At 44.9% G+C, this 16,087-nt stretch carries 12 protein-coding genes; 7 read left to right on the top strand and 5 right to left on the bottom strand.

Features of this window, described 5'->3' with window-relative positions:
- Positions 1-220: 220 nt before the first annotated feature.
- Both AB4Z45_RS23380 and AB4Z45_RS23385 read left to right on the top strand, forming a co-directional pair.
- Positions 221-1,054: a sugar phosphate isomerase/epimerase family protein gene (locus AB4Z45_RS23380; protein ID WP_441911945.1), complete on the top strand. Its 834-nt coding sequence runs from the start codon at positions 221-223 to the stop codon at positions 1,052-1,054.
- Positions 1,055-1,068: 14 nt separating this feature from the next.
- On the top strand, positions 1,069-1,539 hold the full coding sequence (locus AB4Z45_RS23385; RefSeq protein ID WP_441911947.1) for a heme-degrading domain-containing protein: 471 nt from the start codon (positions 1,069-1,071) through the stop codon (positions 1,537-1,539).
- Between the two features lie 85 nt (positions 1,540-1,624).
- Here the strand turns inward: AB4Z45_RS23385 and thrC are convergent, their stop codons facing one another.
- The 5 genes from thrC to AB4Z45_RS23410 form a co-directional block, all read right to left on the bottom strand.
- Positions 1,625-3,019 carry a threonine synthase gene (gene thrC / locus AB4Z45_RS23390; RefSeq protein ID WP_441911948.1) on the bottom strand — a complete coding sequence of 465 codons (1,395 nt, stop codon included), beginning with the start codon at positions 3,017-3,019 and terminating at the stop codon, positions 1,625-1,627.
- A gap of 219 nt (positions 3,020-3,238) precedes the next feature.
- A complete protein-coding gene (locus tag AB4Z45_RS23395; protein ID WP_441911950.1) occupies positions 3,239-7,930 on the bottom strand; it encodes an S-layer homology domain-containing protein in 4,692 nt (1,563 codons plus the stop codon).
- 268 nt (positions 7,931-8,198) lie between these two features.
- Positions 8,199-8,735, bottom strand: a complete 537-nt coding sequence (locus AB4Z45_RS23400; RefSeq protein ID WP_441911952.1) for a DUF2812 domain-containing protein — start codon at positions 8,733-8,735, stop codon at positions 8,199-8,201.
- Positions 8,728-9,054: a PadR family transcriptional regulator gene (locus AB4Z45_RS23405; RefSeq protein ID WP_441911953.1), complete on the bottom strand. Its 327-nt coding sequence runs from the start codon at positions 9,052-9,054 to the stop codon at positions 8,728-8,730. Before AB4Z45_RS23405 ends, AB4Z45_RS23400 begins: the two co-directional genes overlap by 8 nt.
- Positions 9,055-9,248: 194 nt before the next feature.
- Entirely contained in the window at positions 9,249-9,905 is a 657-nt protein-coding gene (locus AB4Z45_RS23410) for a pentapeptide repeat-containing protein (protein WP_441911955.1), read from the bottom strand.
- A 268-nt stretch (positions 9,906-10,173) separates the two neighbouring features.
- Here AB4Z45_RS23410 and AB4Z45_RS23415 point away from each other — a divergent pair, with 268 nt between their 5' ends.
- From AB4Z45_RS23415 to AB4Z45_RS23435, 5 genes are all read left to right on the top strand, one after another.
- Positions 10,174-11,448 (top strand): hypothetical protein, encoded by a 1,275-nt coding sequence (locus AB4Z45_RS23415; RefSeq protein ID WP_441911956.1) that lies wholly within the window; start codon positions 10,174-10,176, stop codon positions 11,446-11,448.
- A 319-nt stretch (positions 11,449-11,767) separates the two neighbouring features.
- Entirely contained in the window at positions 11,768-12,292 is a 525-nt protein-coding gene (locus tag AB4Z45_RS23420; RefSeq protein ID WP_076267328.1) for a DUF4358 domain-containing protein, read from the top strand.
- A 5-nt stretch (positions 12,293-12,297) separates the two neighbouring features.
- The gene (locus tag AB4Z45_RS23425) at positions 12,298-13,686 is read left to right on the top strand and encodes an MBOAT family O-acyltransferase (protein WP_441911958.1); all 1,389 of its coding nucleotides are present in this window, start codon (positions 12,298-12,300) and stop codon (positions 13,684-13,686) included.
- Between the two features lie 21 nt (positions 13,687-13,707).
- The gene (locus AB4Z45_RS23430; protein WP_441911959.1) at positions 13,708-14,856 is read left to right on the top strand and encodes a DHHW family protein; all 1,149 of its coding nucleotides are present in this window, start codon (positions 13,708-13,710) and stop codon (positions 14,854-14,856) included.
- A gap of 521 nt (positions 14,857-15,377) precedes the next feature.
- Positions 15,378-16,046: a hypothetical protein gene (locus AB4Z45_RS23435; RefSeq protein WP_441911960.1), complete on the top strand. Its 669-nt coding sequence runs from the start codon at positions 15,378-15,380 to the stop codon at positions 16,044-16,046.
- Positions 16,047-16,087: the final 41 nt, after the last annotated feature.

Genomic DNA, 16,087 nt, shown 5'->3' on the forward strand with positions numbered 1-16,087 from the left:
TTGTTGCTAGCCTCTTTCATGAACGCGCGTTTATGCCATTATCATATACATTTCATAAATTGGCTGTCAATCCCTTTGCAGCAACAAAATTTTATTTTTTCAATGTACTCATCCTCATCAAAAAGATTGATCTTGTATAAACACGTGTTTATGTTATACTTTGCTCAACATAAGTTATTCCTGCTAGCGAGAACATATTCGAACAAAGGACGGGGTTTCGATGAGGCTTGGAGGTCAGGTTTTTCTAGAAAATAAAAATCCTGAAAGTTGGTCAAATGCACTTATACAAGCGGGCTTCCGCGCAACAACCTGCCCCATAGACGGCAATGAAGATATTAGCGAGCTGGATGATTACTTAGCCGCAGCAGCAAAACATGATATTCTAATTTCCGAGGTCGGCGCATGGAGCAACCCTATTAGCCGAAATGAGGAAACAAGGCGCAAAGCGATTGCATACTGCACGCAGCGTCTGGAACTTGCAGAACGAATGGCTGCGCAGTGCTGCGTAAACATTGCCGGCTCACGCGGCGAACAATGGGACGGACCCGATCCCGAAAATTTCAGCGATGAAACCTTTGAGCTCATTGTAGAGACGACGCGTGAAATTATCGATGCGGTTAAACCGGAGAGAACCGTATTTGCCTTGGAAATGATGCCGTGGGTATTCCCAGATTCGGCTGACTCCTATCTTGCCTTGATCAAAGCGATCGATCGCAAAGGCTTTGGCGTACACTTCGATCCCGTCAATATCATCAGCAGCCCTCGGGCCTATTACCAAAATGGCGAGATCATCCGTAATTTTTTTGCAAAGCTTGGGCCCTATATTCGGAATTGCCATGCGAAGGATATTTTGCTGCGCGGCCAATTGACCGTTCATTTGGATGAGGTCATCCCAGGCCAAGGCTTGCTTGATTATCGTACTTTTCTTACCGAGCTGAACAAGCTGCACCCGGATACGACGCTCATTATTGAGCACCTATCCACCAATGAGCAGTATCAGCAAGCTCGGGAGTACATAAGCAAGACGGCTTCAGAGCTTAATATATCGCTGTAAAGGAGATCGGCATAATGAATCACGAACAACTCCTAGATGAAATGAAGCGCGAGGAAGAGGAGCTGCAATTCGACTCCTTCACGAACGAAACCGCGCTGCAAATCGGACTTGGGCTCATTGAGCAGGCCAAATCGGAGAACAAGTCGGTAACGATTGATATCCGAAAAGGTGAACAACAGCTGTTTCACTATGCTTTTCCCGGCACCTCGGCAGACAATGATGACTGGGTCATGCGAAAAGCACGCGTCGTCAATCGTTTCGGAGTCAGCTCCTATCGTATGGAAATCGAGCTGCGCGCTGCCGGTACAACGCTTGCCGAGCGTTATTCGTTATCCCCTTCACTCTACGCTCCTTATAACGGAGCGTATCCCATCTACGCTAGAGGCTTCGGGGTAATCGGAACCATTGCTGTATCCGGATTGCCAGATGATCAAGATCATAAGCTGATCACTTCTGTGCTCCGAAATATACTTAAACGAGCCTAAATATAGGCTCCAATAGAAAAAAGGCAGCAGCGAAAGGATTTCTCCTCTAGCTGCTGCCTTTTCCATCGTATCCAAGCATGAATGATTATGCGTTATAAAATGCTTCTAATTCGCTAACGACCGCTGCAAGCGATCCGTCTACGCGAGTCTGACGCTGTTCTTTGCTGAACAGCGAAGCGATTTGCTCAGGGAATTGCTGCTCGATGCCGCAAAGCTCGATGGCTTCGTTGAACTTAGCCGGATGAGCCGTCGCAAGCGAGATTGTGATTCCTTGTTCATTGCTGTATTTGTCAGCCGCAGCGACGCCGCAAGCTGAATGCGGATCAAGCAGGTAGCCGTTTTCCGCTTCATATTTCTTAATCGTGTTCAGGCACTCTTGACCTTGTACGCCATGCGCGCCAAACTCGGCTTGCACTCTGCTCAGCGCATCGCCGGCAATGACGATTTGCCCTTCAGCTTTGAACTGATCCATCAGACTGCGAATTTGAGCAGCATCCTCCCCAAGCACATAATACAAGTAACGCTCAAAGTTGCTGGCTACTTGAATGTCCATCGATGGGCTGTACGTGCTGCGGAAGTCTCCCGGCTTGTACACGCCCTCAAGAATAAAGCGCTCCAAAATATTGTTCTCATTCGTAGCTAGAATGAGCTTGCCTACAGGAAGTCCCATACGCTTCGCTAGGTAACCTGCAAAAATATCACCGAAGTTGCCTGTCGGTACGCTAAAGTTGACCTGCTTCGCATCCGTCTGCTTCGCCACTTGGAAGTAGGCATAGAAATAGTAAACCGTCTGCGCCAAGATTCGAACAAAGTTGATGGAGTTGATCGCCGCAAGCTGATTGTTAGCCTTAAAATCAAGGTCAGCGAACAAATCCTTAATCATGCGCTGGCAATCGTCAAAGTTGCCATCTACGGATAGATTCAGCACATTGTCGTCTTGAACCGTCGTCATTTGCAGCTCTTGTACTTTACTTACTTTGCCATGTGGATGAAGAATACAAATCTTGATGCCGTCCTTGCCTTTAACGCCCTCTATTGCTGAAGCTCCTGTATCGCCGGAAGTAGCACCGAGTATATGAATTTTTTTATTTTGCTTCGCTGCAACATACGTATAAAGCTGGCCCATGAACTGAAGCGCGATATCTTTAAAAGCAAAGGTAGGACCGTGGAACAGCTCCAGCAAATAAAGATCATCCTTTAGCTTGCGGACAGGCGTTACTTCCGGGTCACGGAAAGTAGCATAGCTCGCGTACACCATATCTTTCAAATCCTGTGCTGGAATCTCATCATTCGTAAAATGCGAGAATATAGCAAGTACAAGCTCTTGATAGCTAAGATTCTGCCATTCCTTTAATGTTTCAGCTGAAATAACTGGAATTTCGCTTGGAACAAGCAGTCCTCCATCGTTGCCTAAGCCCATCATAAACGCATCGATAAACCCTATTTTGCCAACATTTCCTCTTGTACTAATGTACTCCATCTGTAAATAGCCTCCTACATGCGCACAATTATCGTCAAATTTCGTTATCTAAATCATATCATCGTTTTCCATAATAATCGATTGTTTTCACAACAGTATATCATTTTTATCGTCTAACAAGCTAAAACGCATTCGGCGTTCTTTAGAAAAAAATATACTGTCTTATATTTAAATAAACGAAAGACATCCCTTATTTTGGGATGTCTCGCGTTAAACCTGCTATTTGACGAAGTTTGCTACAATCGATGCAATCTCGGCGCGTGTAATCTTTTCCTTTGGCCGGATGGAACCATCCTCATAACCCTTAATAATGCCCGCTTCTGTTAATGCTGCTATAGCTTCTTTAGCCCAGCTGGACACGCCTGGCTCATCCGCAAAGGATGGCTTGGCTGCTCCTGAGGCAACGATTATTTGGTCTTTAACCGCTCTATATAAAATAACGAATGCTTCCTCTCTCGTCATTTCTAGATTCGGCTTGAAGCTGCCATCATCAAAACCAGTTATAATTCCAGCTGCATATAAGCCATTCACATATTTACTATACCAAGCCGTCGGCGTAATATCTCCGAAGCCAGATTCGCTGTTTTCTGCTTTGAGGCCTAACAATCTGTAAATAACAGCTGAAAATTCCGCTCTGCTCATTTCCTGATTAGGCTTAAAGCTGCCATCTGGAAAACCGCCCAAAATGTTTTGGCCCGCCAGCTTGTTAATCGATGTTGCTGCCCAGTGCCCTGCTGTATCCTTGAAATGCGGCTCTGGATCTGGGCTCGGTGTTGAAACCGGACTTGGTGTTGGGTTCGTTCCAGGGTTTGGCGTCGGACTAGGCGTTGGATCAGGACTCGGACTTGGTGTAGGGTCCGGGCTAGGGCTCGGTGTTGGATCTGGAGTTGGGCTAGGCTCTACGCCAGTGTCCTTCTTTTTCTCCACCGTTACGGCAACCTTAGCTGTAAATCCGCCGTCTACCGTCACAACCGTAAGGGTAGCTGTTCCTTCTTTTAGAGCTGTAACAATGCCGTTTGTATCGACCGATGCAATGGCTGCTGCATCGCTGGACCATAACACGGCTTTATTATCCGCATTCAGCGGTGCAACTTCTGCAGTCAATTGCAGCTGCTCTTCTTCCTTCAACGTAACCGCATCCTTGTTCACCGTAATTCCTGTTACATGAACAGCCGTATCCGGCTGCTTTAACACAGTAAACGTGAACGTTCTTGTTACAGTCGATTTTCCATCTGATAGAACAGCGGTCAGTGTTACAATCTGATCTCCATTTTCAAAAACAGGCCGTGCAACAGTACCGCTATTACTAATGATTGACTCATGATCTGATTGCCATGCAATGGTTGCTCCATGCAATCCAGTCGTTGGCAGCTCAAGATCCGTCAGCACTGCATCCTTGCTGCTATTCTCCCCAAGGAAGCTCAGGTCGTCTAATTGATCGGCCGCATGTTGAAGCAGCAGCACCTCCATGCTTGCCAGCTTCTCATTTGCCGCCACATTAAGCTCGCTCACTTCAGAGGCAAGAAGTGCGCCATTATAGATTTGGAAGTCTGCGATCATACCGCCAAAATAAGCGTCTCCCGCATAAAAGGATTTTCCAATAAAACCGCTGATGCCGTTTTTATTGTTAATTTGATCGAGAGTAAAGCCGCCAGCATTACCAGTCGAGACTAGCTGGCCGTCTACATACAGCGACAGCTTGTTGTCTGTACCCGACATTACTGCCGTAACGAGCTTCCAATCATCTGATTGGAGCAGCGGCGCTTTCGTCGCCACTTCATTGCGCCAGCCATTCGTTGCGATACCGAATCGCGCCGTGCTGTCTGCATTATATTTTGGCGTCATATACAAATAATGTGTATCGCCTTGTCCAAGCGCAAACAGCCATTCTGCACTGTTCTTGCCTTTCCAATTGACAAGGGCAGATACCGTGACATCCGTCAGCCCATCCAAAATACCCTGCGGCATTTCAATATAAGAGCTTGTATTGCCGCCAGCAAAGCTGATGGCTCCTGCGGCATCTGTCTTAATCCACTCCGCGTTAGCAGGGTTAACCCATTTGCCATTGTATTTGCCAGTCTGGTCAATGACCGAAGCACCTTCCAGCTTGCTCATGTCATAATGGACAATCAGCTCTTTTGGAGACTCAACAACATCGCCTTTGCTATCCGTTATCATAATCCAGCTAATTTGCGGATCAGAGCTTGTTGCACCTGCATTCGCCGCTCGATGCACCGTCAGCTCCAGCTTTCCGTTATCAACGGCTACATTGCCATAGCTAAGCACATCTTTTGCTGAGGAGAAAACATACCCGCTTGTTTTTACGGTACCGTTCAGCAAAATATCAGCTATCCGTTTGCCGTTTGAATACTGGGACCACGGGTCGTACAAGCCTACATAAACATCGTAGCTTCCATTATCGATGTCGAAGCGGTACGAGAGATCATTGCCGGCATTGCTTTTCAAATAACGCAATCCATCAAAAATATTGCCGCTGCTCGTACCGGATGTCAGCGTATTGTCTCCGATATAACCCCAAGTTTGATTGTTCGCCGGATCGTATTTCTGATCGATAACGTTTCCGTTTAACAAATGATTTTCGCCAATCAATTGAGTAATGTCTTTATAATCTGACGTTTCCGCACCGCCTGCATGAACAAAATAAGTGCTGCCCTCTGGAATGACATACATCTGATGTTCGATTACTTTATTGGAGAGCTCTGTCAGCTTGCCGCTGACGCGCACCGTCCCCGGAATTTTGAATGACGCTTCATTTATGCTCCAGCTCATCGGCGTATCCTTCACCGTTCCATCCGATAAGGTCACTTGTACAGTCGTCGGAAGTACTGGCGCTTTGCCAATTGTTGTACTTGCAGGAAGCGGAGTATTCAATGTCACCTTTCCCATGCTGTCGAGCAAATCAAGCGACCACTCATCATGCCATTGAAGGGCAATTTCATCATTTTGACCAAATTCAATCGGCAGCCAAATATAGCGGGAATTTGCAAGATCGTTTTGATTCCAGCGGTCACCCATATAGATGAATTTACCCGCAGCCGCGTCTACTGTAATCACTTGAGTGCTCTGCGAGCCAAAGGTCGTTGAGCTTCCAGGTGCAACATCGCGCATCGTTTTCCACGGTCCCATCATGCTGTCGGCAACCGTATATTTTCCCACGTTCGGAGCCCAGCCCGTCGCACCGGATGAAATCATGTAATATTTCCCTTGATACTTAAATAGTGCCGGCGCCTCGCGCTGAGCGAGCGGGAATACGCGCACATAGTCCTCGCCATGCACTCCCTTGTACTCCGTATCTCGCTCTACGTTGCCGTCTTTATGCCAACCAACAACATCTGTATACGAATCATTGAGCTTGGAGATGTACATCGTTAAATTTTCTTCACTCGAATAAATCAAATAACCGGTGCCGTCGTCATCCTTGAATAACGTCATATCCCGAGCCATGCCTGGCTGGTTTGGCTGGCCGTTATCAGTTGCTCCCTTAGGCGCTTGATCCATGCGATGGCTCTCCTGATAGACAAAAGGTCCGAGCGGTGAGTCGCTAAGCGCATAGCCGGCTTCTGCTTTCGCATAGTTGGCTGTCGATGTCGCACTTGGGCCATCCGTGTGCATCCACATCACATATTTTTTTGTGTGATCGTTATAAATGACTTTAGGACGTTCAATGATGCGATCCGTACCGATGTCGTTCAAAATATCGGCTTGATCTGTCCGACCAGCATATAGCTCTGAAATAAGCGGATCATTCTCAAAGTCATCTATGGAACCGATCGCTGTCAGGGCGAGTCCATGATCCTCCCAGTTGTACAAATCCTTGGACGCGTAAACCCTTACCCCTCTGGCAGGCAAATAACCATAGGTTTTATCCTCGCCATACCAGTAATAGGTTTGTGTATTCTCATCAAACATCATGCCAGCGCCGTGCGCTTGAATGAGCGCTCCGTTCGTATCTCTCCAAACCGCACCGGGTTTAAAAGAATTGTATGTCTCTTTAACCGCCAGCTCTGATATCGCCTTTGATAATGCTGCGATAGCCGAAATAATCTGCTCCTGAATTGCGAGATCCGTAATATCCGCGCCGCTGCCCACTAGCGATTGCAGAATGGAATCACTCTCTTGAATGACCTCGTTCAGTACTGCGAGACTGAATGGCGTATATTTCGTGTTTGCTGCTTCAGCTCTTGCTGCTGAAATCTTGTCATCTAAATCAGAAAGTGGAACCGTTCTGTTCTGTCTAATGATGAGATAATTAACGAGTGGATCGTTATAGTTTGAGAGCGCAGCTGTTGCCGGCCCTTGTATCCTTACGTTTAACATCCCATCGGTAACGCTGATTTTGCGATAAGTAACCGATTTCTCAGCCCCTTCACCGCCAATTGCAAAATCACCGCCAGAAACGTTATTCCCTTCCAGCAGCAAGTTCACGCTTCTTCCGCTCCACGGATTATTGAAGCCAAAGGTCACGTCATATTCGCCAGCTGGCAGCTCAAAGTCATAAGCCAGCGCCTTATCTCTAACCTGTGTACCGTTATAATATCTTAACGATCCGGATTTGGTCGTTGCATCCCATACGTTTGTGCCGCTCGTTGTCGTCACCAAGCCCCATGATTTAGAGGTTAGGGGATCCATTCCATATACCTGCTCCGTAACCGAGCTATACAAGCCCAGCTTGTCGTTCCCTTCAACCGTCTTCGGGGTTGAATCACCTGCATTAACGAAATATAAAATATAATCGTTATCCTTCAGCTCCTGCTCTGTAAAATCGTCGGTGACAGCTAAAGCTTCCTCTAGCCCTTCACTTGCTGCGTTTACAGGGGCAAGCGAGGTTAGAAAACTTGCTAATAGAGAGAAGCATAGCGCCAAAGACAGCCATTTCTTTCTTTTCAACAATTGAATTCCTCCTTTAGTTTGGGTATCCGCTCTTTATGTATGCGTTTGCAGATCATGCTGCTTAGAACGTCTCCATGAATGTTAGCCTAGGTGTACCGTCTCTTCAACTGAACAATTTAGACAGCAATGAACTTCCATTAGACCGCCTAATTCTCCCGAAAATGAAGCGGTTATGTTCACTCAGGTTTGATTTTTTCACCTGCTCAAAACGGTGTGCACACATGTAAAAAAAGAAAAAAGACTGCCGCGGGCAGTCTCTACTTCTGTGCTATTTATGCAAATCTCGTCTCTTGATAAGCATTCGATTATTGGAAACGATACGAATAATACCATAAACAAACAACCCAACAACAATCATATACAAGCCTAAAATGATCATTGACCATGGATTGAACATTTGTAACGGAAAAATGTTAATCAGTATAATGGGAAACTGTGCGAATAATACGACTGAAAGCAGAGACAAAATTCTTTTGTTGCGATCAATTAGAGAGTCCAGATCGGAGTAGATTTCAGGCCGCACCTCACTGTAGGGCATTCGCCAAATATACCAACCTGCGCTGGAATATACGAGCTCCCAGCCTGCTTCTTTAAACAGCTGCACATAGTTTGGGTCTTTGTTCATCTGATAGTCGAGGCAATATCTTAGCTTCCTAGTCTCACCCTTCTGGAAATGGAAACGAACGACATTGCCGCTTACTTTCCTCAGATGCCATCCTTCAGCTTCCTCTTGCTCAAGCCATCTCTCTATTTTTTCCGAATCCCAGCTTACCCACCATTTCGTCACCCGTTTCTCGTTAATCATGAAGTTTCCCCTCCACTTTTAAACTATTATGATACAACTCTCCGATCCGGTTCATCTCTAGTTTGAGCAAGGTTTTACCGTCATCCGTGATGCGATAAAATTTACGCCTATCCTCTTCAAGCACAACTTCAATTAAGTTGTCTTTTTCCATTCGCGACAGGCTTCCATACAAAGTCCCGGCGCCTAAATGAATTCTGTTGTTCGTCAGTTCATCTACATGCTGCATGATCCCGTAACCATGACGAGTCTCTATAAGCGACAGCAAAATATAAAAAGCCGTTTCCGACATGGGCAAATAATTGCGAAGTAATTTCTCCATTGTGACTCGGCTCCTTTTGTGTGGAACTACCGAAAGTGTATATCACCCCATGTTATACCGAGGCTCGATATATCATGATGCGATTGTATCACGTCACGATATATAAGTAAATCATTCCCATGCAAAAAGAAGACCTCTGCTCGTACGCAGTGGTCTTCTTTGTTACCATTTAGGCGTTGGTATGCTGCTCGCCATTATGTTCCATCATTTACAACAAGCCCAAAAATCGTCGCCATTGTAATCGCCTGTGCTGGCGAGATAATGCAGCGCCGCAAATCCTCTAGCGACGCGCCTAAGCTGTTAAATTCACAGCTGCTAATATCGATGCCGCCAAGCTTCGTCTGTGAAAGCTGCGCTTGATCGATATTTGTTTCATGCAGAAAGAAATTAGCTAATGTCATATTGGACATGTCCGCTTTGGCTAACGAGCTTTTGTCGAATTTAACGCTTTTGGCATTGGTAAAGCGCAGTACGGCATAATCCGCCACACATTGCTCGAACCTTACGTTGCGCAGCATTGAGCCTGTCAAATCCATGCCAAGCAGCTTGCAATTAAGGAATGAGACTCGATGAAATACTGCTTCACTTAGATCGATATTTGATAAATCGCAGTTGTCAAAACGAACATCGGTAAATTCCGCTTTTCGCAGGCTTGTCGCCCGAAACGATACGTTAGTAAACACTACGCGATCAAAACAAGGCTTATAAGCCGATTGATTATGAACACCGCTGTCTTGAATGATGCTGTCGCTAATCTCGATCTCATCCGCCCATTCGTAATCAGGAACGTCTAAAGATTGCAATTCGCTTGATATTTTAGGTGCTTCAATTTTCTCTTTTTTGCTGGACATAAGTATGAGGACCTGCCTTTATTATGAAATAAATTCTATACAACCTCAGCTTCTTTATATTATACACTTTCAAATCCTGATAGGACGAATTCGTTTTTTAAGCAACAAATCTTAAGGATGCGGATTGAACATTATGAAAAAACGGGTAATGAGTTGTATTGTTTGGCATCGCTAATGACTTCTTGTGCTCCCCCATCTATAATGTGATTAAATAAAGTATGCAATAAAGGGGGCTTCACTCCCTTTTTAGACGGAATAGAGGTGTGTTATGAAATACGAGATGTCGCTGGAGCAGCGCGATAACATAATGGGAACGCTCACGGAGGAGCAACGTCATTTTTTGCACCATGAGCTCGTTAGAGGCAGAAGAACGTTGTTCGCACGACAGCTTGCCCGAAAAAAATGCCAGTTCATTCCCGAGGACGCTGAATTCGAGGATATTGAATCGTTTATTGAAGAATGGGACTATATCGGGTTCACCGATAGCGGTGAAGTGTCTCCTCATACAAAATGTGAATGCGGCCGTTCCTTGCGCTACCAGCATCAGGTGCTTCATCTCCCTACCAATACGATTCGCTACTTCGGTATCGAGCATTTACAGCTGCATACCGGAATTGATGCGAAAGCGATATCGGATATTATGAAAGGCTTCGACATCCTCGATGGCGAGATGAATGAAATGTTATGCAAATATAGAGATGGCTGGCAGCTCGATCAGCATCTTTTTTTGCCGCTGCCATCTGAGCTTGAAGTACCTGCCGACATTCAAGCACATATCGATGCCAATCTTCCGCTGCTGGAGAGACAGCTGTCCCGTATCCGCAGAAGACTGCATGAACTGGACCTAGCGAGCAGGAAGAAGCGAATAGCAGCCGCTTTAACCTTCTATGATCAATCGTCTTCAGAAGACGATGAACAGCAAATACCGGAGACCCCGAACCTGCATAGCGACTACCGTTCTGACAAGGACATCATGGAAAACAGCAATCAGCCTGTTGACCCACCAAACCATTCGCAAGGCTCCTTCGATTTTGGAGATAACGAAGTAACGCAAGGCGTACTCAGCTTTGACAATACCGATGATGGCCAAGGTGCGTTTGTATTTGATGAAATCGAAAACAGTCAAGGCGCCTTCGTCTTTGATGAGATTGAGGAGAGCCAAGGCGCGTTTGTGTTCGATGAGCCTCCGGTGAACCAAGATGCGTTTGCATTCGAGGAGGCTGGCAAAAAATTAGGCGCTGCCGCAATGCGAGAATCTGAGCTAAGCAGCTCGAATGCCAAGACTACAAGCCCGTTTTATTTGTCGCAGCCGGCTCAACGCGTCGTTGATGATGCTCTCAAGTATGGACGTATCAGCACATTAGCGATCTCTAACTTCTTAATTGAACAGAAGCTTGTACAAGATATACGAATGTCTACTGGAAAACCTGGCATCTACATTGCAGTGGCAGCCTATTTGGACAAGCTTTCAGCTGCAGGCCAATGTGAGCTCGTACTCGGCAATTCCGAGGATCGCGTTTATTCGAATTCGAAGACTTCGTAATTGCTTTTTGTACCAAGCAAGCGTTCATCCAGCTTTCATTTTAAATCGAATTTCTATTTTTGAGTCCACTCTATCGACCTCGTTTTATTGTGAGAGCTTGACCATCGATATATCGCAAAGAATTGCTGCTTCATGGTCAAGCCTCTCCTCTATGGCAAAAACTCCGCGTAATCACTCATTTTTCTCGTAAAATAAATAATCATAATCTTATGAATTATTAACGTTATTTTTTACCATAATAATTAAACCTGCAACATAAACTTAATATTTTCCGTTTTTAAACTTGATAACAAAAATGACACCGAGGAGATTGATTACGATGAAAAAAAGATATTTCGCATTTATGCTTGTCATTGCATTAGGTTTGGTGCTGACGGCATGCTCAGGTTCGAACTCAAATTCAGGAGCTAATTCCAATACATCAGGCAACAAAGAAGAGCAATTCGTAACAACAAAAACGACAAAAGAGATGGTTGACGGCATGTTGGCCAAAATTGAACAACCCGCGTTAGCAGAAATGACAGGCGACATGGTGAAACAAATGTATTACTTCGATCCATCTATTCTGGAAGAATATACAATTATGTCACCGTTAATGAATGTTAAAACAAATGAAATAGCAGTTTTCAAAGTGAAGGATGCTAAAGATATTGCTGCTGTTGAGGACGGAATCAAGAAACGTGCTGCAGATGTTCAAAAATCGTTTGAAACTTATTTGCCGGATCAGTACGAAAACGCCAAAAACTACAAGCTTGTAGCGAAAGGCAATCACGTCTTTTTCGTCATTTCTGAACAAGCGGATAAATTTGTAACTGAATTCGATTCCTTCTTCGCTAAAAAATAAGCAATATGGTATTCAGCAGTCTACTTTTTCTATTTCTATTTCTGCCTGCTGTATTGCTGCTGTATTTCGTGTCTCCGTGGCGAATTAAAAACTTTGTTTTGTTCGCCACAAGCCTCGTATTCTACGCATGGGGCGAGCCCGTGTACATCGCAATTATGCTGCTCTCGACGGTTACTGACTACAGCTTCGGACTTGCTCTTAGCAACCCGAAGCGGAGCAGTCTGCAGCGGAAATGGATTGTCGTCGCCTCTGTCGTCGTAAACTTAACCTTGCTTGGTTACTTTAAATACGCTGATTTTCTCATTAACAATGTGAATGCACTATTAGGTACACAAATACCATTAACTGAACTGGCGTTGCCAATCGGTATCTCCTTTTATACTTTTCAATCGATGTCCTACATTATTGATGTTTATAGAGGTACAGCAAAGGCACAACGCAACTGGATTGATTTCGGTACGTTTGTCGCTTTGTTCCCTCAATTGGTCGCAGGACCAATTGTTCAATACTCTACAATTGCGGAGCAATTGCGTCATCGCACAGTGAACATCGAGCTGTTCGCCGAGGGCGTTAGACGATTTATTATCGGTTTAGCGAAAAAGGTGCTGCTTGCCAACAATATCGGATTGTTATGGAATACGATATCAAGCACAGGAGCAGATACGATGCCTGCCTTGACCGCTTGGCTCGGCATTATCGCCTTTGCTTTTCAAATTTATTTTGATTTCAGCGGTTATTCCGATATGGCCATTGGGCTTGGCATGATGTTTGGTTTCCGTTTTAATGAAAACTTCAATCGTCCTTATACGGCACAAAGCATTACTGATTTTTGGCGCCGCTGGCATATATCGCTCAGCACCTGGTTCCGCGACTATGTGTACATACCGCTTGGCGGCAACCGCAAAGGTCCGTGGATACAGCTTCGCAACATTATGATCGTATGGCTTCTGACCGGCTTCTGGCATGGAGCCAGCTGGAACTTTTTACTTTGGGGCTTATACTTCGGCGTCGTTCTTGTGTTCGAGAAATGGTTTGGACTAAAGCTGCTGCAGCGAATGCCAGCTTGGGTTAGGCATATGTATGCGCTGCTGCTTATTTTAATCGGTTGGGTATTCTTTGCCTTTGACGATTTAGGTAATATGGGTACTTACTTTGCTGCGATGTTTGGCGCCAATGACCAGCCATTATGGAATAATGAAACTTTATATTTATTGTACACAAATGCGATTTTACTCGTATTATTAGTGCTCGCATCCTTGCCTAAGCGCAAGCTCAAGGAAAACAGAAGTATGCGACCCGTTTTACAGCTTGGCTGGCATGCTTTGTTGTTCTTTATGTCCGTTGCTTACTTGGTTGATGCGACGTTTAACCCATTTCTTTACTTCCGTTTCTAATGTAAAAGGAGGCTGGCGGTTTTGAGCAAGAAGACGGACCACGTTTTTGTGTGGGGCTTCGTCGGTGTCCTATTTGCTATGTCGTTATTATTTTTTTTACTGCCCGTACAAGCATTCTCGGACGTTGAGAATCGCACGCTCCAGAAGTCACCTGAGCTGACTTGGGATAATCTTTGGTCTAAGAAGTTTGCCGATGATACGGAAAACTACGTAACCGATCATTTTCCTTTCCGAACCAACTGGGTATGGACGAAGTCTGTATTTGAGCAGCTTCGCCTGCAGCAGGAAAATAACGGCATCTACAAAGGCTCTGACGGCTATCTGTTCGAGAAATTTAATGAACCGAACGATAAAGATATAGAAGAATACACTGCTGCGGTGAATAAGTTTGTACAAAACCATCCAAACGCCAACATCACCTTTATGCTTGCTCCTACCTCCATTGGCCTGTATCCGGAACGGCTGCCATGGCTGGCTGATGCTTACCCGCAAACGAAGGTAAACAGCTTTATTGCCGATCAGGTTAAAGGGAGCTTGTCGTTTATCGACGGATTCGAATTTCTGAAGCCTGAAGCCGGCAGCAGCAGGCCGCTTTATTACAAAACAGACCACCACTGGACGACTTATGGCGCCTATCTAGCCTATGTTACTTACGCGGAGAAAATGGGCTGGACGCCAATGGCCGAAAAGGATTTCGACATCGAGACCGTTACCAGCTCTTTTCTAGGCAGCTATCATACTCGCGGTCAGTTCAGCGGTTTAACACCTGATTCCATTGAAGCCTACAAAGCTAAAAACGGAATTAAAACAGACATGTACGTGGCTGATACGGACAAAACCTTTACGACCATGTATGATTCGAGCTATTTGGAAAAGAAGGATAAATACTCGTATTTTCTTGGCGGCGTGCACGCTTTAATGACGCTTCACAGCGAGCTTCCTCCGAAGCAAATCGATAAGAAGAAGCTGCTTGTCATTAAAGATTCATATGCACACAGCTTCCTTCCTTTCCTGACGCAACATGTCGAGGATATCCATGTGATCGACATTCGCTACTATAACGGCAACATTAGCGACTATATGGAAGCCAACGGGATTGAAGATGTGCTGCTGCTGTTTAATACAACGACCTTCATTGCGGAACGCAATTTATTGAAGCTGAAGTATTAATGGTGAGTGGAAGTTCAAACAAATGATTCGCAAAACAAAGGAGCAGCCGAGATGGCTTCTCCTTTGTTTATTTGGCGTTCCTATCTGAGGTAACTTAGCAGCTGCTAAGCCGTTTAACAGGAAATACTCCCGCTAATTAAAACGATTATTTGCTCTCAAAGCCACTAGATGGAAAACTCCTGTTATTTTCAGCATATCCTCATCAAATGGGCCTATTTGACGAATATAGCAGGAGAAATTCCCGCTAATGAGGCAAAAATCCATTTATTTATCGAATTAACGGGAGGTTTTCCTTTAAGCAAGCTTTGGTCTCATACACTCAAAGCAAGGTTGAATTAACATTCCTAGTGAAATGAGCCTCACCTAAAAAAAGGGAAATGAATAAAACGAAGCGAATTTAATGTTAGAATCCAAATGTTTGGAGGTATAACAAGTGAAAATGAACGCAAATTTCAATTTTTGCTGTCTGAAACCAAGAATGATCCGTCCTTATTCATTTTAAATTTAGGGAGGATCTGTACATGAGTAAACAAAAAAGATTAATTATTATTGACGGTATTCCTGGCTCTGGAAAAACGACAACAGCTAAATCCATTTTAGATAAACTAAATTCAAAGCAAGTAGCAGCACGGTGTTTTTTAGAAGAGGAAGCAATGCATCCCCTGCTCTTACAAGGACCGGAGTTCAGTTCTTTCACAAATGAAGCAGAAGCAGATCAGTTCATTCAGCTTCTCACCACTCGTTATCTTGACTTTGTTCAAGCTGAGCTAAACAGTGCCCATGAAGTCATTATTATTGAAAGTGTGTTTCTTCAAGACACCATTAGTGTCGCTCATCTCATGGGCATGGATAAACAGAAGCTTCTCGCTTTCTCTTCTTCCCTACAGCAGATACTGGCACCACTGGCACCACTGGCACCTAGCCTTATTTACTATTATCAAGCGGATGTTGAGAAACAATGGCGTTTTATTTGCAGCGTAAGAGGAAATGAATGGGGTCCTGTCTCCCTGCATACAGATGAGGATTTCAAACAAGCTGCAGAGGTGTGGTCACGGAGTCAGTCCTTTGTCCGTGCGATTGTTAATGCGTGGGACATCCCAAAACTAATCATTGAGAATAAAGACTATCTCTGGGATGAATATCACCAGCAGATTAGTGAATTCATTGATTCGCTGCTTCCAGTTCATTAAATAAGCTCATTTAATTCCAAAAGAGGCTGTTCTAAACGTAA

Origin of the sequence: Paenibacillus sp. MCAF9 (genome assembly GCF_052114265.1) — a bacterium.
GTDB lineage: Bacteria > Bacillota > Bacilli > Paenibacillales > Paenibacillaceae > Pristimantibacillus.

Bases quoted from the DNA above. Each gene is read 5' to 3' on its own strand.
- AB4Z45_RS23405 (WP_441911953.1), bottom strand. From the start codon at position 9,054: ATGGAGAAATTACTTCGCAATTATTTGCCCATGTCGGAAACGGCTTTT.
- AB4Z45_RS23385 (WP_441911947.1), top strand. From the start codon at position 1,069: ATGAATCACGAACAACTCCTAGATGAAATGAAGCGCGAGGAAGAGGAG.
- AB4Z45_RS23420 (WP_076267328.1), top strand. From the start codon at position 11,768: ATGAAAAAAAGATATTTCGCATTTATGCTTGTCATTGCATTAGGTTTG.
- thrC (WP_441911948.1), bottom strand. From the start codon at position 3,019: ATGGAGTACATTAGTACAAGAGGAAATGTTGGCAAAATAGGGTTTATC.
- AB4Z45_RS23400 (WP_441911952.1), bottom strand. From the start codon at position 8,735: ATGATTAACGAGAAACGGGTGACGAAATGGTGGGTAAGCTGGGATTCG.
- AB4Z45_RS23425 (WP_441911958.1), top strand. From the start codon at position 12,298: ATGGTATTCAGCAGTCTACTTTTTCTATTTCTATTTCTGCCTGCTGTA.
- AB4Z45_RS23415 (WP_441911956.1), top strand. From the start codon at position 10,174: ATGAAATACGAGATGTCGCTGGAGCAGCGCGATAACATAATGGGAACG.
- AB4Z45_RS23380 (WP_441911945.1), top strand. From the start codon at position 221: ATGAGGCTTGGAGGTCAGGTTTTTCTAGAAAATAAAAATCCTGAAAGT.
- AB4Z45_RS23435 (WP_441911960.1), top strand. From the start codon at position 15,378: ATGAGTAAACAAAAAAGATTAATTATTATTGACGGTATTCCTGGCTCT.
- AB4Z45_RS23410 (WP_441911955.1), bottom strand. From the start codon at position 9,905: ATGTCCAGCAAAAAAGAGAAAATTGAAGCACCTAAAATATCAAGCGAA.